A 17,726-nucleotide genomic window follows, 5' to 3' on the forward strand; every position below is an offset into this window, starting at 1 on the left:
GCCAGCTGAGAATTTCAAGCACCGCTTGGAGGATCCGCTCCGTCGACGGCCTCCGGGCCGGCCGCGGCGTCTGCGGCCAGTCCGCCCAACGACCGGAGCCGCCACCGGCCGCCTGCGTCCTCGACGAGCGTTTTCCACTCCTGCCTGGTGGAGCGTAGCCACAGTCCGTGGTCCATCCCGTAGCGACATGTGCCGGGCATGGACCCGCTCGTCCCCGGACAGCCGTACCATCCCGGCCGGCGCCAACCGCCGCGTCGCGCAGGTGGTCTTGTCGGACCCGGTCAGCCTTACGGGCCCGGCCTCCTACCTGCTACGCAGGCGTGCGGGCTGCCAGGATCGTGTCCCGAACCGCGTGGGAAGGTCTGTCCGATGGTCGGCCTGATCGGTCCCTCGGCCGTCGCCGCCAGTGCCTTGCCGGCCGGCCGAGCCAGGTCCACGGGTGTGAACTGCGCGGTGGCGCTTCGTGGAGCAGGGCTGCCGCCTGCGGCAGAGCCAGGCGGGTGCTGGGATCAGATCGTCGACCGCGACGACCGCCTGCTGGGCGTAGCCGCCCGATCCGCCGTGCTCACCGGTATGGGCGACGACCCGCCGGCCGATCCAGCTCGCCTCGGTGTCCGGGCCGTCCGAGGCCACCGTGCCGGCGACGCCGTTGCCCCGGATATAAGGGGCCTGGCCGGGACGAACGCGGCGGCCAGGCCGGAGCCGGACGCCACCACATTGATCACCGCCCGGCGAGCAGGTCGGGGACCTCGGCCGACACCAAGACGTCGGGACCGCCGAACTGCGCGACTCGGATGACCTGCATGTGCGCTCCCTTTGGCCTCCTCATGACTGGCGTGGGTGAAGGTGATGTGAAGTCAAGGAACAGGGCGGTAGGTACACGGCGCCTCGGACCTGACCGCCGTGTTCGGCCTGGCGTGGCAGTAGATGATCATCGGGTCGATGTCGGCGTCCCATGCAGAAGGGTCTCCGACCGGTAGCGTCCAGCGCCAACCGCGGACTGGCCAACCATCGCAGCGAGTGGCCATCTATCCGCGAACCCCACAGCCCGCCGGGATCCGTGCGATAGATCATCCGGTGCGCGTCCCGGCCTGCCGTTTGACGAGCTACCCGCCAGTACGGGCCGACGCAGGTCAGCGGCCTCCTGCTGGCCCCGCCTGAGAATCCTGTCCGTGCGATGTCCGTGAACCGGTGCGATGGAATCTGCTACTTACTGGGCGGTGCAGTCTGACGAGGCCCTGATGGTCGCGCTGGCGGAGGGTGATGCCGGCGCGGTCCGCGTGCTGTACGAGCGGCATGCTCCGGCCATGCTCCGGCTGCTGCGCCGGCTGACCCCGAGCGCTCAGACGGCGGAGGAGCTTCTCCAGGAGGCGTGGATCGCGGTGTGGCAGTCTGCCAGTAGTTTCCGGGGTGACGCGTCCGTGCGGGCATGGCTGCTGGGGGTGACCCGCCGGCAGGCGCACAACCGTCTGCGCCGGGGCATGGTCGTCGAGGTCGACCTCGACGCGGCCGAGTTGGTGGCTGACCAGGCGGTCGATGTCGAGAACGAGGTGCTCGCCACCGCCTCCCATGGGGCGATCATGAATGCGATCGACGCGCTCCCGCACCATCTGCGTGAGGTTGTGATGCTGGCTTTGGTCGAGGAACTGCCGTACCGCGACATCGCGGCGATCGTCGATGTGCCTGTCGGCACTGTGAAGAGCCGCATGTCCCACGCCCGGGCACGGTTGTGTCGCAGTCTCGCCGAGCTGGGAATCCAGCGATGACGCCGGACGACGGCACGGCGGCCGGCACGTCCTCGGCGCATCTGGGTGAGGACGAGGTGTTCGCCCTGGCTCGGCTGACCGGGGCGGCCGTGGGGTCCGGGGAGGAACGGCTCATCGCGGGGCGGCTGCCGGGGCAGGTCGGTCATCTGCTCGGTTGTGGCAGCTGCCAGGTACGGGTGAGCGCGGTGCGGAAGCTGACGTCGGCAGCGCGGGCTGCGGACCAGACCCGGATCGGGCCCATGGCGGTGCCTGCCTTCGATGCCCTGCTGGCAGGGCGACTGCTGCCACACTCGGCTGGCATCGATCCCGCCGTGCCAACGCAGGCGGCGGCAGTGCCGCCGCCTGCCGGGATCGCCGTTCCTGCTGCACCGCAATCGCCCCTGGCCGGGCGGCGTCCAGACCTGCGCACGGCGGCGGGACTCGCCGCCGGGATCGTGTGGCGGCAGGCCCGGCTGGTTCCGAGGTCGCTCTCCGTACTCGTCTGCTGCGGTCTCGCCCTGGCAGTGCTGGCAGCTCGTGCTGTGCCGGACCCGCATTGGGGGGAGGCGCTGTTTGTCGCCGTGGTGGTGCTCACCGTGGCAGTCAGCGCGCTGTGCACCTGCGGCTGGACGCATGACCCGCGCCGCGAGCTGATGTTCGCCCTGCCGGTGTCACCGGCTGCGGTGCTCACCGCACGGTTGGTGTTGGTGCTGGCCGTGGACCTGGCACTGGCTGTGGCCGCGACCGTGACGCTGACACTAACCGGTGGCACCGCCGCGGTCGGGGTCCTCGTCGGCGCCTGGCTCGGTCCGTCGTTGCTGGCCGCCGCGATCTGCGTGGTGGTCGCGGTCTGGTTGTCGTCGTGGGCCGGTGGTCTCGCCGGGATTGTGGCGTGGGGCGTTGGCTCGGTCGCCACACTGCCTCGCGCCTCGTCTGCCGGGCCCGGGCTCGCCGGCCGGTTGTGGTCGACGTCCGCGGTGACACTGGGCGCCGCGCTGCTTCTTCTCGCGGTCGCGGTGCGCCTGACGGCGAACGCAGAAAGAAATCTCGACGGAACGTGAACCGCCTGGCGCAGGCACGCTACGTACTAGACATGGCGAAGGAATCAGGAGTCCAGGCGGTCTGGCTCCACGAGGCGCGGCGATGTCGACCATCGACCCTGGCTCTGCCGCTGCTCTCGGCAGCGATGATCGTCGGCGTGTCCGCGGCCCTTTCCGCCTCGACCAGCACCTCGCCCCGGGACGTCGGCATCGGCATGGTCCGCCTGACGGCCGACCTGTTTCCCGTCACGGCAGGGCTCGCCGCCTGCGTGGCGGTTGGTGGCGAGCGGCTCGTTGAGCTGCATGGTTCGTTGCCGACCCCCTACCCGAGGACTGTTCTGCGCCGGCTGTTGCTCGTCGGTCTGGCCACGCTGGTCGGCGCGATCGGGGTGGTGGTGGTGCTCGGTCTGGGCGGGCACTGGCGCAGTCCGGCCAGCGGCGCGCTTGCGCCGGTGGTGCCGATGGCGCCCGCGATCTACCTTGGCGGCGTGGCGGTCTGGGCGCAGGCGATATTGCGTTCTACCGCCGCCGCCTCCACCACTGTGGTCGCGGCATGGCTCGCCCAGCTGGCAGTCCTCGACCGATGGGTGACGGTCTGGCAGATCAACCGGCCGCTGCTGATCAGTATCGGGGTCGGCCTGACCGTGACCGGCCTGCGGCGGTTCGCCGATGGTGAGGCGATGCTTGTCCGGAGCGACTGGTGAACACGCCAGCGGTCCTCGAACGGTCGCCCGTTCTGGCGACGGCGACCTACGAGTTCCGGATGGCCGTCCGCGGGCGAGTCCTCTGGATCTGCCTTCTGCCGCTGCTTGGGCTCGCCAGCCTGCTCGTGCTGACCTCGCCGCGGGCCTCCGGGCTGACCTCGGCGTCGGCCAAGGTCGGTGTCTGGGCCGTCCTGATCAACGTATTGGCGACGGCCGGCATCGGTGTGGCCATGGCGGACCGGGTGGGCCGGGTGCGCCAGCTCGGCCTGGCCGACCTGATGGCCGCCATGCCGGTGACCTACACCCAACGGCTCGCCGGCACCATCGCCGGCGCGATGGCCGCCGCGCTCACGCCGGTCGCTGCGCTCATGCTGACCGTCGGGATCGTGGTGGGCGTCCTCGACGCCGATCCGGCGGCACCGTTGTGGGCGGTCCTCGCGTTCTGCACGGTCATCGTGCCGGGCACCGCGGCCCTGTCGACCTTCGCCACGGCGCTTGGCAGCGTGGTCCCGCTCGCGGCGGCGCGAGTCGTCGTCGTGCTGGTGTGGCTCTGGGCGACGCTGTTCAGCACACGAATCGTGCCACTGCCCACAGTGACCGGCACGGTGCTGTCACCGCTCGGCGACTATGTGGCGGTCGGCTGGTTGCACGCGGAGCGGATCTGGGCTGGCCGGGGCCGGCCGGCGCTGGTGAGTCCGCAGGCCAGCGGCATGTCCGCCGCGGTCAGCCTGACCCTGCTTCTGATCATCACATGCGTCCTGTTCGCGGCGACCAGGATCCTGGCAGCCCGCCGATCCTGAGTGCCGGGCCCGCGCCCTGGCGCTGCCGCGCCCGTCTGACCGAAGCGAAAGCCTGGCAGATATGCGAGTAGAAGTGCAGGACCTCACCAAGAGCTATCGGAAAGGGGTACGGGCGCTTGACGGTCTGAACCTGGAACTGGCCGGCGGGATGGTAGGCCTGCTCGGCGCGAACGGCGCGGGCAAGACCACCCTCATCCGCATCCTCGCCGGGATCATCCGGCCCACCTCCGGATCGGTCCGCGTCGCCGGGCATGATCTCTCCCGCGCCGCCGACCGGATGGCGGTGAAACGCCTGCTGGGCTATCTCCCGCAGCACCTCGATCTCTACCCCGACCTGTCGGCCCGCGAGTTCCTCGACTACATCGGCCTGCTCAAGGGCATCGACAGCCGGTCGAAACGGGTAAGGCACGTTGACCTGCTCCTCGAACAGGTCGGGCTGGCGGAGGTGGCCGACCGGCGGACCGGGGGCTATTCCGGCGGGATGAAGCGCCGAGTCGGGATCGCGCAGGCGTTGCTCGGCGAACCGCAGGTCATCATCGTCGACGAGCCGACGGCCGGCCTGGATCCCGAGGAACGGATGCGGTTCCGGGCGCTTCTCGCCGGCCTCGGCGGAGACCGGACGATCATCCTGTCGACGCACATCATCGATGACGTGGCGCAGACCTGCTCGCAGGTCGCCGTCCTCAACCGGGGCCGGCTGGTACGCCACGGCAACACCGGCGATCTTGTCGCGGTGGCCCGGGGCCGCACATACGTCACCGATCCCGCGGCCGGAGCGCCCACCGGCGACGTCGCCGTCGTCTCCGCACAGAACGCCGCAGGAGGGATCCGTTACCGGATCGTCACCGATCAGCCGCCGGTAGGTGCGACTCCCGTCGAGCCGACGCTCGAAGACGGCTACGTCGCCCTGCTGCGCACCCGGCAGGACCCTGCCACTGGCGCCGATCTCATCCCCGCCGAACCCCGCGCGAAGGAGCACTGATGCCTCGACCGCCTCGATTCGCCGTCGCGTCCGCGCTGCTGGCGACGTTGACCGCTGTCCTGCTCGCGGGATGCGGTACGGCGACGCCGGGCAACGACTCCGGCCGCACGGCCGTCCCGCTGCCGCCGGCTACCGGGACCAGCCAGCCGATCGCCGAGAAGAACCTGGTCTACCTGTGGCCCTTCACGGTCGATCACGGGATGATCGAATGCCGGGGCAAGAACCAGACGGTGTTCGTCTCGCCGGACGGGAAGGCCTACGCACTCAACCGGGAGGCGACGCAGGCCGGCTTCCCCGACGTCGACCCGCTGCGTCGCGACGGGACAGGCGGCGCCAAGGTAAGCCTCGGCGCAATCAGGAGCCACGCACTCGCACTCTGCCCGCCCGCATGATCCCACACCTTGTGGCTCGGGCTCATGGGATACCGGGTGAGCCAATTCCGACCCCCGGCCAGCCTCATAGGGAAAAATTTCGAGGGCTCTCGCCGGGAGTGAAGATCAGGGCCGGTCCACCCTGGTCCTTGGAGCCACTCGGGGTGCAGGGCTGGGTGATCAGGATCCGGCCGGTCAGTCGGATGTGGTTGAGCGGTTGCCGCTGGCTTTGATTCACACGGCCCGGGGCCCGGGCCACCAGCCGCCAGGTGTCTCTCGGTAGTCGCTGGCGGGGAGAACCGCCCTGATCCTGTTTTTCCGTCTCCGTAGTGGCGTGTCTTGCTGGTCAGCGGCGAAGGGCTGCATCGAGCTGGTGGCGGAGCATGTCCAGTCGACTGCGACCAGGGCGGTAAACCGGCATCTGCCTTAGGATTCTGCGCACTGCCGGTGGGGCATGTTCGATCGCCCATCGGATCTCGGTGTCACCGATGCTGGCGTCGTCGTCGGCGGCGAGTTCACCCGCCCGCGCTGCCTGTATCGCCGGCCCGAGGGCGTGTTTTGCCTGGTGGGGGGTGGCCAGCGGGTGGATGTACGGGGTTGCTGCCGCGTAGCCCGCGGCGCGGGCGGCGGCGGTGGCAGCCGGATCGGCGACGTCCCGTGCGGCGGCGAGGGCAGCGAAGGCAAGGGAGCGCAGCGGCCCCCTCCGCAGCTGTCCGCACGCGTAGGAGCGGATGCCCTCGATGGCCTCGCGCGGGCGGGTGTCGGCGGGAGCCTCCTGTTCGAACAGCGGCAGCACCCGCTCGGCGCAGTTGGCAGCCCAGGCGCCGAGAAGCCGACGGTCTTCCTCGCTGATGGTCACCTGGTTCACCGGCACATCCTCGTTCACCCGCACATCCTGCCGGTTCTGACGCTCCCCGTTGCTGCCAGCCGCATCTCTGGCTGCGCCGGCTTCACCCGATGGGCCACCACGTCCCACGTGCCGGGTGCCCCACCCCGCCAGGACCGTGGGGCCACCCGGCGCTCTGACAGAGTGGGCACCATGGTCACCGAACTCGCCGTCGACGCGTCGAACGCCACCCAGCTCGCCAGCTGGGACGGCGAGGGAGGCGCTTTCTGGGCCGCCCACGCCGATCGCTTCGATGAGGGGGTCGCCGCCTACCGTGACCGGCTTCTGGCCGCGGCCGCGATCGACGAGACGGCCACCGTGCTCGATGTCGGCTGCGGGAACGGACGGATGGCCCTGGACGCCGCCCGCCGCGCCACGGCCGGATCTGTCCTGGGCGTGGACCTGTCCACGCAGATGCTCGGCCTGGCCCGTCGGCGTGCCGAACACGAGCACGTCACGAACGTGACCTTCGAGCAGGCCGACGCGCAGATCCACCCCTTTCTGTCCGAAACCTTCGACGTCGCCATCAGCCGGCACGGGTCGATGTTCTTCGGTGATCCCGTCGCCGCCTTCACCAACCTCGCGCGCGCCCTGCGCCCCGGTGGGCGCCTCGTCCTGCTGACCTGGCAGCCGTTCGAGCGCAACGAATGGCTCCAGGCCTTCTTCACCTGCCTGGCCGCCGGCCGGGAGATACCCGTCCCACCGTCGGACGCACCGAGCCCGTTCGCCCTCAGCGACCCCGACCGGATCCGGTCGCTCCTGCACGCGGCCGGGTTCTACGACGTCCAGGTGGAGGGCCTGACCGAACCCATGTACTTCGGCCCCGACCCCGACGACGCCTTCCGGTTCGTCTGCGCCCAGCACGCCGGACTGGTACGCGACCTCGACCCCGACGCCACAAGCCGCGCACTCGACGACCTGCGCACCAACCTGGCCGAGCACCACACCGAACGAGGCGTCCGGTACAACTCGGCCACCTGGCTCATCCAGGCCCACCGTGACTGAAGCACCTCGGAACACGACCCAGACCACGTCACTGAGAGTGACTGTTAATCGTGACTGCTCAACCACACCTGGCCAGCCCAGGCGCGCCCACACCTAGGATGATCGCCCATGGCCGAGTCTGACCCGAACCATCTGGTGACCGTCGCGGCGGCGTATGACGGCGTGGCCGAGGTATATGCGGAACTGTTCGCCGACGTGCTCGACCGTCAGCCGCTGGAGCGTGCGCTGCTGTCCGCGTTCGCCGACCTCACCCGCCCCCTGCCCGGCCCGGTCGCCGACCTCGGCTGCGGGCCCGGCTACGCAACGGCCCACCTGCACCGCGCGAGGTTGGACGTGTTCGGTGTGGACCTCTCACCGGAGATGATCGCCATCGCCCGACGCGCACACCCACAGCTGCGTTTCGACGTGGGCACGATGACCGCGCTGGACCTGCCCGACGCCGTCCTGAGCGGTGCGCTGTGCCGCTACTCACTCATCCACACCCCACCCCCCGACGTCCCCGCCATCCTCACCGAGATCCACCGCGTCCTCGCGCCCGGTGGCCACCTGCTGCTCGGCTTTCTGGCCACCGACGAGCCCGCGACCGCGGTACACGCCTACGACCACCGGGTCACCGGCGCCTACCGCTGGCCACCCGACCACCTCGCCGACCTGGCCTGGCAGGCAGGATTGGTCGAGGTCGCCCAGCTGGTGCGAGCGCCGACGGACGAAGAACGAGGCCGGCAGGCACAGCTGCTGGCCCGCCGCCCACAGCAGACATAAGCCACCACCGGATTCCGCCCATATCGGTTCCGGATCCATCCCCCGTACGGTGAAACCGTGATCCTTCCCAAGGACCGTGACCCCCGGTTCATCACCATCCGCCGCGGGGGAACACTTACGGACTCCGACCATCGGCTCCTGGGTCTGTGGGCGGCCGCATGCGCCGAGCACGTTCTGTACCTCTTCGAATCGGTGCAGCCCTCGGACCCTCGGCCCCGCCACGCGATCGGGCAGATCCGGGCCTGGTCACGAGGCGAGATCGCGATGTCCCAGTCCCGCTCTGCGGGCGGCCATGCCATGGCTGCGGCCAGAGTGCTGAGCGGAGCAGCTCGTCACGCAGCGTTTGCCGCCGGCCAGGCCGGGGCGGTCGCACATGTCGCCGCACATGAGCTTGGCGCCGCTGCCTACGCAATCAAGGCTGCGCGGGCGGCGGCCTCCGCAGACGAGACCGAGGCCGCCGGACGGCTTGAGTGCCGTTGGCAGCGTGAACAGCTCCCGGACGCGATTCGCGCACTACAAGGAGTGCTCTCGACGTCGCCGGTGCTGATGGCCGACCAGACGGAGTCCGTGGACTTCTTCGGGTCCGGCACTCCTGATCGACATCACAAAATGTCGCGGCGATGTGGAAGATGATGCGAGCCTTACGAGATGGAATTTCCGTGGCGGCTGGTGATGTCGTTGGCGTGGGACGCCTGTCAGGCGGTCTCGCCGGCCGTCGAGTGCGAGAGCAGCATCGACGCGCTGATTGACGAACTGTGCCCCCTGCTCGGGATTGATGGCACCGCGGCGAGCAGTCATTCGACTACGCAGGTACGGGCGGACAATCAGCAGTCGACGGCCGTGGATCGCCGGTTCCCTCGTGAATCGTGAGCTGGTGCCGACAATCCAGACCCGATGACGCCAGGAGTCGGCGCAGCGCGACCACGGCGCCGACGTTTCCCACTTCGGCAGCTGACCCATTCGCACAGGGCCTGCGATGCACCCACAACGACCTGGAGGTGGAATGCGCCGCCGCACCGCCGAGAGCCGAAGACACCGCTGGCAGGCCCCACCAGACCGTCCTGGCGGCCAAGCCCGACAACCGCTGGAGAAACCACCGGGCGAAGGAAACCGAAGGCCCCAGCCCGCCACCGGAACTCGGGGGGCTCGGGGGGCTAGGCCCCCCGGCCAACATGACGCAGACGACAAGGTGCCGCAAAGCCGGCACGGGAAACCCCAGAGTCGCGTGCCCCCGGCAGGATTCGAACCTGCGCCCCCGCCTCCGGAGGGCGGTGCTCTATCCCCTGAGCTACGGGGGCTCGGGGCTGACGGAGCTAACGCTACCAGGTGGGAACCCGAAGTCGCGCGCCCGGGTGGGCCGTAAGCTGCCGAGTGTGTACGCCGCCGCCCCCAGGGTCCTCGTTGTCGACGACGACGCGGTGATCCGTCAGCTTGTGGTCGTCAACCTCGAGTTGGAAGGTTTCGAGGTGCACACCGCCGCCGACGGTGTCGACGCGTTGGAGATGGTGCGCGAGGTCGCCCCACATGTGATCACTCTGGACATCATGATGCCCCGGATGGACGGCTGGGATGTGGCCGCCCAGCTGCGGGAGAACCCGGCCACGGCCGGGATCAAGCTGATCATGCTGACGGCGCGGGCGCAGGAGGCCGACGTCCGGCGTGGTTCGCGCCTCGGCGTGGACTACTACCTGACCAAGCCGTTCGATCCGGACGAGCTGATCACCGTCGTCCAGAAGCTCGCCGAGGGCCAGTCGGTCTGACCCGCGAACGCCGCGGTGATGTCGCGGCGGTCGTCTTGTCGCAGTGCGCCGATAGCATCGCGGCATGACCCCCGCCGATCTCGCCGATGCCATCGTTGCGGCCATTGGCCGCGCGGTCGCCGACGGCGACCTGGACGTGCCGGTGCCGACCACTGTCACGGTGGAGCGATCGAAGAACCCCGAGCACGGTGACTACGCCTCGCCGGCGGCCCTGCAGCTGGCGAAGGCGGCCCGCCGTCCACCGCGGGCGGTCGCCGAGGTGCTGGCCGCCCGGCTGGCCGCGACCGACGGTGTCGCCCGGGTTGACATCGCCGGGCCGGGGTTCCTGAACATCACGCTGGCCGGGGCGGCGCTGGGCGAGGTGGCCCGCCGGGTGGTGCGGGCGGGTGCGACCTACGGCCATGCGATCAAGCCGCGGGATGTGCGGATCAACCTGGAGTTCGTCAGCGCGAACCCGACCGGGCCGGTCACGCTCGCCTCGGCGCGCTGGGCGGCGGTGGGGGACGCGCTGGTGCGGATCCTGACCGCGGCCGGGTACGCGGTGGGCGGGGAGTACTACGTCAACGACGCCGGGGTGCAGATCAGCCGGTTCGCGGCGTCGGTGCTGGCGGCGGCCGCGGGGCGGGAGATCCCGGCCGACGGCTACCACGGGGCGTACGTGGCGGAGATCGCGACCGCCGTGCTGGCCGAGCGGCCGGATCTGCTGGAGCTGCCGGCCGACGAGGCGCTGGCCGTCGCCGCCCGTCATGGTCTCACGCTGATGCTGGGCGAGATCCGCTCGACGCTGGAGGGCTTCGGCGTCCACTTCGACACGTGGGCGTCGGAGAAGGCACTGCACGACGCGGGTGGGCTGACCCGTGCCGTGGACGAGCTGCGGGCCCAGGGGCACGTCTTCGACGCGGACGGCGCGGTCTGGCTGCGCACGACCGACTTCGGCGACGACAAGGACCGTGTGCTGGTCAAGAGCGACGGTCAGGGGACGTACTTCTGCGCCGACGCCGCCTACTACCGCGACAAGCGGGGGCGTGGCTATGACCAGCTGATCTACCTGCTCGGCGCCGACCATCACGGCTACATCGGCCGGCTGCGGGCGATCTCCGCCTGCTTCGGCGACGACCCGGACGTCAACCTCGAGGTCATCATCGGGCAGCTGGTGTCGCTGACCCGCGGCGGCGAGCCGGTGAAGATGTCCAAGCGCGCCGGGACGTTTCTCACCCTGCACGACCTGGTGGACGCGGTCGGGGTCGACGCGGCCCGCTACTCGCTGGTGCGCCAGTCGCACGACTCGGCGATCGAGCTCGACCTCGACCTGATCGCCCGGCAGACCAGCGACAACCCGGTGTTCTACGTGCAGTACGCGCACGCCCGGATCAGCTCGCTGCTGCGCGGCGCGGAGGCGCTCGGTCTGACGCTGTCGCCCGAGGGGGCGGACGTGGCGCTGCTGACCCATCCACGGGAGGTCGACCTGCTGCGGGCGCTGGGAGAGTTCCCCCGGGTCGTCGAGTCGGCGGCGAGCCTGCGCGGGCCGCACCGGATCGCCCGCTACCTCGAGGAACTCGCCGGGGTGTACCACCGGTTCTACGACGCCTGCCGGGTACTGCCCCAGGGGGACGAGCCGGCCGGTCCGCTGACGGACGCCCGGCTGCTGCTGGCCGCGGCGACGCAGCTGGTGCTGTCCAACGGCCTCGCGCTGCTCGGCGTGAGTGCTCCCGATCGGATGTGAGACACGTGCGGTACCGCGGTACGGGCGGGTGGCAGGCACGGTGTGGGTTCAGGCAGGCACAGTGAGGCTGGCGGAGACGAGATGAGTGAGACCGAACCGACCGCGGTGACGGGGCTGGAGGAGAACCTCTGGCCGGCCACGGCCCGCCTCGACGCGGGCGGAGTGCTGTCCATCGGCGGGATGCGGGTGGATGCGCTCGCCGCCGAGTTCGGCACGCCGGCGTTCGTCCTGGACGAGGCCGACTTCCGGGCCCGGGCCGCGGCCTGGCGCCGGGCGTTCGCCGAATGTGACGTTTATTACGCCGGGAAGGCGTTCCTGTGTCGCACGTTCGCCCGCTGGGTCGACGAGGAGGGCCTGCGCCTGGACGTGTGCACCGGCGGGGAGCTGGCCGTGGCCCGCTCGGTCGGTTTCCCGGCCGAGCGGCTGCTGTTCCACGGCAACAACAAGTCGGTCGGTGAGCTGCAGGCTGCGGTCCAGTACGGGGTCGGGCGGATCGCCGTCGACAGCTTCGTCGAGATCGAGCGCCTCGCCGCGGTCGCCGCCGCCGCGGGAGTGCGCCAGCGGGTGCTCGTCCGGGTCACCCCAGGAGTTGAGGCACACACCCACAGCTATGTGTCGACCGGGCAGGAGGACCAGAAGTTCGGGTTCTCCCTCGCCGGTGGCGCGGCGGCACAGGCGGTGGCCGCCGTGCTCGCCGAGGACAGTCTCGAGCTGGTCGGGCTGCACGCCCACATCGGCTCGCAGATCTTCGACACGGCCGGTTTCGGTCTGGCCGCCCACCGCATGGTCGGTCTGCTCGCGCGGATCCGCGACGACCACGGCGTCGAACTGCCCGAACTCGACCTCGGCGGCGGCCTCGGCATCGCCTACACCAGCGAGGACGCCCCGCTCGGCGTCGACGAGCTGGCCGAGCGGCTGATCGCGCTGGTGGGCAAGGAATGCGCCGCGGCGGGGCTGCCCGTGCCGCGCCTGGGCGTCGAACCCGGGCGTGCCCTGGTCGGGTCGACGACGGTGACGCTCTACGCGGTCGGCACCGTCAAGGAACTCCCGGGCCTGCGCACCTTCGTGAGCGTGGACGGCGGCATGAGCGACAACATCCGCACCTCGCTCTACGACGCCCGTTACACCGCGCGGCTGGTCTCCCGGGCCGGTGCCTCCACCGCGCACGTCGTCACACTGGTCGGGCGGCACTGCGAATCCGGCGACGTCGTCGCCCACGACGTGTCGCTGCCGGACGACGTCCGTCCCGGCGATCTCGTCGCGGTGCCGGCCAGCGGCGCCTACCACCGCTCGATGGCCAGCAACTACAACCACGTGGCCCGCCCGCCGGTCATCGCCGTGCGCGACGGGTCCGCGCGGGTGATCGTCCGTCGGGAGACCGAGGACGATCTGCTCCGCCTTGACGCCGACCCGGCCGATCTCGGGGGAGCGGCCGATCCCGCGAGACCAGCGCGCCCGGGTGTCCGGGCCGGTTCCGCGGAACCGGCGAACCCGCAGGGGTCGACCGGCGCGCAGGTGGCGCGATGAACCTGGCGCTGCTCGGCTGTGGCGTGGTCGGCACCGAGATCGTCCGGTTGCTGCGCACCAGCGCGGACGACCTGGCCGCCCGGGTCGGGGAGCCGCTGCGCCTGGTCGGCATCGCGGTGCGCCGGCCCGAGCGGGTCCGCGACGCCGCGATCGACCCGGCGCTGCTCACCGGCGACGCCGCCGCCCTGATCGTCCGCGACGACGTCGACCTGGTCATCGAGGTCGTCGGCGGGATCGACCCGGCCCGGGACTGGCTGCTCGCGGCCCTGAACGCCGGCAAACCGGTCGTGACGGCGAACAAGGCGCTGCTCGCCTCGCACGGCGCGATGCTGCACGACGCGGCCGCCGCCGCCGGCACCGACCTCTACTACGAGGCGGCGGTCGGCGGCGCGATCCCGCTGATCCGCCCGCTGCGCGAGAGCCTCGCCGGGGATCGGGTCCGCCGGGTGCTCGGCATCGTCAACGGCACCACCAACTTCGTGCTTACCCGGATGGACGAGACCGGCGCGTCGTTCGCCGAGGCGCTCGCCGAGGCCGGGGCGCTCGGGTACGCCGAAGCCGATCCGTCCGCCGACATCGACGGTTACGACGCCGCCGCCAAGGCCGCCATCATGGCCCAGCTGGCCTTCCATACCCGGGTGACGATCGACGACGTGTATCGGGAAGGCATCGGCGAGGTGACCGCCGCCGACATCGCCAGCGCCCGGGAACTCGGCTGCGTGGTCAAGGCGCTGGCCGTCGCGGAACGCTCGGCGCAGTCCGAGGGGATCAGCGTCCGCGTCCATCCGGCGATGATTGCGCGCAGCCATCCGCTGGCCGGGGTGCGCGAGGCGTTCAACGCCGTGTTCGTCGAGGCGGAGGCCGCCGGGCAGCTGATGTTCTACGGCCAGGGTGCCGGCGGCGCGCCGACGGCGTCCGCCGTGCTCGGTGACGTGGTCGCGGTCGCCCGCAACCGCATCGCCGGACGGCAGGGGCCGGGTGAGTCGTCCTACGCCGCGCTGCCTGTGCTGCCGATGGGCCGTACCGTGACGAGGTACCACGTGAACCTCGATGTCACCGACAAGACCGGCGTGCTGGCGGCGGTCGCCGGTGCCTTCGCGCGTCACGATGTGTCCATCCGAAGTGTCCGTCAGGAGGGCCGCGGCGATGACGCGAGCCTGGTCCTGGTGACGCACGCGGCGCCCGACGCGGCGCTGTCCGCCACGGTCGAGGAGCTGCGCGGCCTCGCCGAGGTGCGGGCGGTGTCCGGGGTGCTGCGGGTCGAGGGAGGTGAGCCGTGACCACGTCGTCCACGGTCGATGTGTCGTCCACCACAGTGCAGGCGCCCCAGGTCGGGGCGGTCGCGGAGGTGCGCTCGCCCTCGGCGGTGCAGCCGGGCTACCGGCCGTGGCGGGGGCTCATCGAGGAGTACCGCGACCGGCTGCCGGTGGACGCCGACACGCCGGTGATCACCCTGCTCGAGGGCGGTACTCCCTTGGTGCCGGCCACGCATCTGTCCGAGCTGACCGGATGTGAGGTTCATCTCAAGGTCGAAGGGGCCAATCCGACCGGTTCCTTCAAGGACCGGGGGATGACGGTGGCGATCAGCCGCGCCGTCGGAGCCGGCTCGCAGGCGGTCATCTGCGCGTCCACCGGCAACACCTCGGCCTCCGCCGCCGCCTATGCCGCCCGCGCCGGGATCACCTGCGCGGTGCTCGTCCCCAGCGGCAAGATCGCGCTGGGCAAGCTGGCACAGGCACTGGTCCACGGTGCGCGGTTGCTGCAGCTCGACGGCTCGTTCGACGACTGCCTGCGGGTCGCCCGGGAACTCGCCGACACCTCGCCGGTCACCCTGGTCAACTCGGTCAACCCGTTCCGGATCGAAGGGCAGAAGACCGCCTCCTTCGAGATCGTGGCGGCGCTCGGGCGGGCCCCCGACGTGCACTGCCTGCCGGTCGGCAACGCCGGCAACATCACCGCCTACTGGCGGGGGTACACCGAGCAGGACGCGCTGACCGGCTCCGGCCGGCCCCGGATGTGCGGTTTCCAGGCCGCCGGTGCCGCGCCGATCGTGCGCGGCGAGGTGGTGGCCGCGCCGCAGACGATCGCGACGGCCATCCGGATCGGCAATCCCGCATCCTGGGCGCAGGCCGTCGACGCCCGCGACACCTCCGGCGGTCTCATCGACGCCGTCAACGACCGGCAGATCCTGGCCGCCTACCGGCTGCTCGCGCACCGGGAGGGCGTGTTCGTCGAGCCGTCCAGTGCGGCGAGTGTCGCCGGCCTGCTCATGGCGCGCGCGGACGGCCGGATCGAGGCCGGCTCGCGGATCGTGTGCACGGTCACCGGTAACGGCCTGAAGGACCCGGACTGGGCCATCAGCGGGGCGGCCCGCCCGGAGACGATCCGTCCCACGGTCGCCGGCGCCGCCGAGGCGCTCGGCCTGACCCTCTCGTGACGGCTCCCGCCACGGGCGCCGGCGCATCCGGGCGGGTACGGGTACGGGTGCCGGCGACCAGCGCGAATCTGGGGCCCGGCTTCGACTCCTTCGGGCTCGCCCTCGGCCTGTACGACGAGGTCGAGGTGGAGCTGACAGCAAGCGGTCTGAGCGTGGACGTCGCCGGGGCGGACAGCGTCGCCCAGGACGAGAGTCACCTCGTGGTCCGGGCGATCCGGGCGACCTTCGACGTCCTCGGTCGCCCCCAACCGGGCCTTGCGCTGCGCTGCGTCAACCGGATCCCGCACGGCCGGGGTCTTGGCTCCTCGGCCGCGGCGATCGTCGCCGGCATCATGGCCGCCGCCGCGTTGGGCGATGCCGACGATCCGGCGGTCCGTTCCGCCCCGCCGTCCTCGTCCAACGGGGCCGCCTCATCCGGTGCGGCTGGTGCGGCTGGTGGGGCTGGTGGGGCTGGTGGGGCTGGTGGGGCCGGGTGGATGCTGCGGCTGGCGGACGAGCTCGAGGGGCATCCGGACAACGTCGCCGCGGCGCTCGTCGGCGGTTTCACCGTGGCCTGGTCGGACCAGCACGGCGCGGACTGTCTGCGGGTGGAGCCGTTCGAGCAGCTGCGGCCGGTGGTGTTCGTCCCGGCCCTGCGCCAGTCGACCGAACAGTCGCGCGGTGCGCTGCCGGAGCGGGTCCCGCTGGCCGACGCGGCCCGCACCCTGGGCCGGGCGGCGCTGTTGGCGCTGGTCCTGTCGGCGGGCGAACCGGCGGCTGCCGACGCGCGGGCGAGGGTTCTGCTGCGGGCCACCGAGGACTTCCTGCACCAGCCGTACCGGCTACCCGCATCCGGGGGGACCGGGGAACTGGTCGGCCGGCTGCGGGCGATGGGCCTCGCGGCGACGCTGTCCGGTTCCGGGCCGTCGGTGCTGGCGCTGGCCGTCGGCGGACAGCAGGCGGCGCTGGCCGCCGGCGCCGTGACCGGCGAGTTCACGGTGCTGCCGTTGAGTGTCGACCGGGGCGGCGCACAGGTCCTCGCGGTGGACCGCAGCCGATGATCATATATTGTGGTTGGTGTCCGTACGAGTGTCCGGTTGCTCGGACGACCCGTCGGGCGCGGTTCTGAGTCCCGTCGGGAAGTCCTGACGCCTCAAGGTTGTTGCCCAGGTGTCCGCGGCTGGATAGTCTGGTGACTGCACCCGCTGCCACCGCGGCGCGTGCTCGCTCCCGCAGTGTCGCTCTGGCACCGGGTCGGTCGGGTACTGGATCTGTCCAGTACCGGGTCGTTCCGGCTCGGCCAGATGGACCGTGGTTCGGGACTCCGGTGTTTCGGCCTCGTCGTCGTTGCCTCGGCTCCACACCGGCACACCTGGGCGGGATTGGCGAGTTCGCTCGCGGCAGACGGCCGCTGGCGCCGTAGACGGGCGCGTCTTTCGCCCATCCGGTGCTTTACATCCCCTTCACCCGGCATCTGTGCAGGCGAAGAAGGTTCACACGCTACGCCCGGCTCGTCTGTCGAGCCAGTTCCTTCAGGGAAGGAAAACCTTGAGCGACACCACCAACGTGCTGCCATCGAGCGCACGTGAGTCTGCGGCGTCGGCGACGCCTGCATCGCTTCACGAGAGCGGGCCGGCGGCCGCCACCTCGTCCGCAGACACCCTCACCACCGCGTCCGTTCTCGCTGCCGACAGCGGCAGCGAGCGGGCCGCCAACGGGGATGCGGCGGCCGCCGCGGCTGCCGCGGCGAGCGTGACTCGCCGACGCCGTCAGGGCACCGGTCTGTCCGCGATGCTGCTCCCGGAACTGCAGGCCATGGCCCAGTCCATGGGGATCCAGGGAGTCGGCCGACTGCGCAAGGGCCAGCTCATCGCCGCGATCCAGAACCTCCAGAACGAGAGCTCGGGCGGTTCGGCCGCACCCGCGTCCGCCGGTGCGCAGCCGGTGGCCACGCCGTCCACCGGCGGTTCCGCGCCGGCCAGCACTGCCGACTTCCCTACCGGCC

17 protein-coding genes and 1 tRNA gene are annotated in these 17,726 nt (G+C 71.1%); 16 read left to right on the forward strand and 2 right to left on the reverse strand.

The window, feature by feature from the left end; translation table 11 throughout:
* Positions 1-1,241 precede the first annotated feature (1,241 nt).
* From ND747_RS20890 to ND747_RS20915, 6 genes are all read left to right on the forward strand, one after another.
* Positions 1,242-1,766, forward strand: a complete 525-nt coding sequence (locus tag ND747_RS20890) for an RNA polymerase sigma factor (protein WP_251735617.1) — start codon at positions 1,242-1,244, stop codon at positions 1,764-1,766.
* Positions 1,763-2,806 (forward strand): hypothetical protein, encoded by a 1,044-nt coding sequence (locus ND747_RS20895; RefSeq protein WP_251735619.1) that lies wholly within the window; start codon positions 1,763-1,765, stop codon positions 2,804-2,806. The genes ND747_RS20890 and ND747_RS20895 overlap by 4 nt, the downstream gene beginning before the upstream one ends.
* Before the next feature lie 32 nt (positions 2,807-2,838).
* Positions 2,839-3,489: a hypothetical protein gene (locus tag ND747_RS20900; protein WP_251735620.1), complete on the forward strand. Its 651-nt coding sequence runs from the start codon at positions 2,839-2,841 to the stop codon at positions 3,487-3,489.
* The gene (locus ND747_RS20905; protein ID WP_251735622.1) at positions 3,486-4,289 is read left to right on the forward strand and encodes a hypothetical protein; all 804 of its coding nucleotides are present in this window, start codon (positions 3,486-3,488) and stop codon (positions 4,287-4,289) included. The genes ND747_RS20900 and ND747_RS20905 overlap by 4 nt, the downstream gene beginning before the upstream one ends.
* A gap of 61 nt (positions 4,290-4,350) precedes the next feature.
* Complete coding sequence (locus ND747_RS20910) at positions 4,351-5,271, forward strand: ABC transporter ATP-binding protein (RefSeq protein WP_251735624.1); 921 nt, start codon at positions 4,351-4,353, stop codon at positions 5,269-5,271.
* Positions 5,271-5,663 carry a hypothetical protein gene (locus ND747_RS20915; RefSeq protein WP_251735626.1) on the forward strand — a complete coding sequence of 131 codons (393 nt, stop codon included), beginning with the start codon at positions 5,271-5,273 and terminating at the stop codon, positions 5,661-5,663. The genes ND747_RS20910 and ND747_RS20915 overlap by 1 nt, the downstream gene beginning before the upstream one ends.
* A 325-nt stretch (positions 5,664-5,988) precedes the next feature.
* On the opposite strand, the gene ND747_RS20920 is transcribed toward ND747_RS20915, so the two are convergent.
* Positions 5,989-6,528: a putative immunity protein gene (locus ND747_RS20920; RefSeq protein WP_251735627.1), complete on the reverse strand. Its 540-nt coding sequence runs from the start codon at positions 6,526-6,528 to the stop codon at positions 5,989-5,991.
* 153 nt (positions 6,529-6,681) lie between these two features.
* Between ND747_RS20920 and ND747_RS20925 the strand changes: the two genes are divergently transcribed.
* The 3 genes from ND747_RS20925 (at position 6,682) to ND747_RS30205 (ending at position 8,928) form a co-directional block, all read left to right on the forward strand.
* Positions 6,682-7,533 (forward strand): class I SAM-dependent methyltransferase, encoded by an 852-nt coding sequence (locus tag ND747_RS20925; RefSeq protein WP_251735629.1) that lies wholly within the window; start codon positions 6,682-6,684, stop codon positions 7,531-7,533.
* Positions 7,534-7,641: 108 nt separating this feature from the next.
* Positions 7,642-8,295, forward strand: coding sequence for a class I SAM-dependent methyltransferase (locus ND747_RS20930; protein ID WP_251735631.1), 654 nt, complete (start codon positions 7,642-7,644; stop codon positions 8,293-8,295).
* 57 nt (positions 8,296-8,352) lie between these two features.
* Complete coding sequence (locus tag ND747_RS30205; protein ID WP_374216286.1) at positions 8,353-8,928, forward strand: putative immunity protein; 576 nt, start codon at positions 8,353-8,355, stop codon at positions 8,926-8,928.
* A 593-nt stretch (positions 8,929-9,521) separates the two neighbouring features.
* Here the strand turns inward: ND747_RS30205 and ND747_RS20935 are convergent.
* Positions 9,522-9,593: transfer RNA gene (locus ND747_RS20935), tRNA-Arg, on the reverse strand.
* A gap of 75 nt (positions 9,594-9,668) precedes the next feature.
* Here ND747_RS20935 and ND747_RS20940 point away from each other — a divergent pair.
* The 7 genes from ND747_RS20940 to ND747_RS20970 form a co-directional block, all read left to right on the forward strand.
* On the forward strand, positions 9,669-10,055 hold the full coding sequence (locus ND747_RS20940) for a response regulator (RefSeq protein ID WP_251735633.1): 387 nt from the start codon (positions 9,669-9,671) through the stop codon (positions 10,053-10,055).
* A gap of 64 nt (positions 10,056-10,119) precedes the next feature.
* Positions 10,120-11,778, forward strand: a complete 1,659-nt coding sequence (argS, locus tag ND747_RS20945) for an arginine--tRNA ligase (RefSeq protein ID WP_251735635.1) — start codon at positions 10,120-10,122, stop codon at positions 11,776-11,778.
* A gap of 81 nt (positions 11,779-11,859) precedes the next feature.
* Positions 11,860-13,305: a diaminopimelate decarboxylase gene (gene lysA / locus ND747_RS20950; RefSeq protein WP_251735637.1), complete on the forward strand. Its 1,446-nt coding sequence runs from the start codon at positions 11,860-11,862 to the stop codon at positions 13,303-13,305.
* Positions 13,302-14,585, forward strand: coding sequence for a homoserine dehydrogenase (locus ND747_RS20955; RefSeq protein ID WP_251735638.1), 1,284 nt, complete (start codon positions 13,302-13,304; stop codon positions 14,583-14,585). Before lysA ends, ND747_RS20955 begins: the two co-directional genes overlap by 4 nt.
* Before the next feature lie 68 nt (positions 14,586-14,653).
* The gene (thrC, locus tag ND747_RS20960) at positions 14,654-15,742 is read left to right on the forward strand and encodes a threonine synthase (protein WP_251735647.1); all 1,089 of its coding nucleotides are present in this window, start codon (positions 14,654-14,656) and stop codon (positions 15,740-15,742) included.
* Positions 15,739-16,782, forward strand: a complete 1,044-nt coding sequence (locus ND747_RS20965; protein WP_251735640.1) for a homoserine kinase — start codon at positions 15,739-15,741, stop codon at positions 16,780-16,782. The genes thrC and ND747_RS20965 overlap by 4 nt, the downstream gene beginning before the upstream one ends.
* Before the next feature lie 487 nt (positions 16,783-17,269).
* Positions 17,270-17,726, forward strand: a 457-nt coding sequence (locus ND747_RS20970) for a Rho termination factor N-terminal domain-containing protein (protein ID WP_251735642.1), incomplete at its 3' end; no start/stop codon positions are given.

Origin of the sequence: Frankia sp. R82 (assembly GCF_023716925.1) — a bacterium.
GTDB lineage: Bacteria > Actinomycetota > Actinomycetes > Frankiales > Frankiaceae > Frankia.

Coding starts and splice junctions, on each gene's coding strand:
- ND747_RS20955 (WP_251735638.1), top strand. CDS start 13,302: ATGAACCTGGCGCTGCTCGGCTGTGGCGTGGTCGGCACCGAGATCGTC.
- ND747_RS20890 (WP_251735617.1), top strand. CDS start 1,242: ATGGTCGCGCTGGCGGAGGGTGATGCCGGCGCGGTCCGCGTGCTGTAC.
- ND747_RS20910 (WP_251735624.1), top strand. CDS start 4,351: ATGCGAGTAGAAGTGCAGGACCTCACCAAGAGCTATCGGAAAGGGGTA.
- lysA (WP_251735637.1), top strand. CDS start 11,860: ATGAGTGAGACCGAACCGACCGCGGTGACGGGGCTGGAGGAGAACCTC.
- ND747_RS20930 (WP_251735631.1), top strand. CDS start 7,642: ATGGCCGAGTCTGACCCGAACCATCTGGTGACCGTCGCGGCGGCGTAT.
- argS (WP_251735635.1), top strand. CDS start 10,120: ATGACCCCCGCCGATCTCGCCGATGCCATCGTTGCGGCCATTGGCCGC.
- ND747_RS20895 (WP_251735619.1), top strand. CDS start 1,763: ATGACGCCGGACGACGGCACGGCGGCCGGCACGTCCTCGGCGCATCTG.
- ND747_RS20925 (WP_251735629.1), top strand. CDS start 6,682: ATGGTCACCGAACTCGCCGTCGACGCGTCGAACGCCACCCAGCTCGCC.
- ND747_RS20900 (WP_251735620.1), top strand. CDS start 2,839: ATGGCGAAGGAATCAGGAGTCCAGGCGGTCTGGCTCCACGAGGCGCGG.
- ND747_RS20915 (WP_251735626.1), top strand. CDS start 5,271: ATGCCTCGACCGCCTCGATTCGCCGTCGCGTCCGCGCTGCTGGCGACG.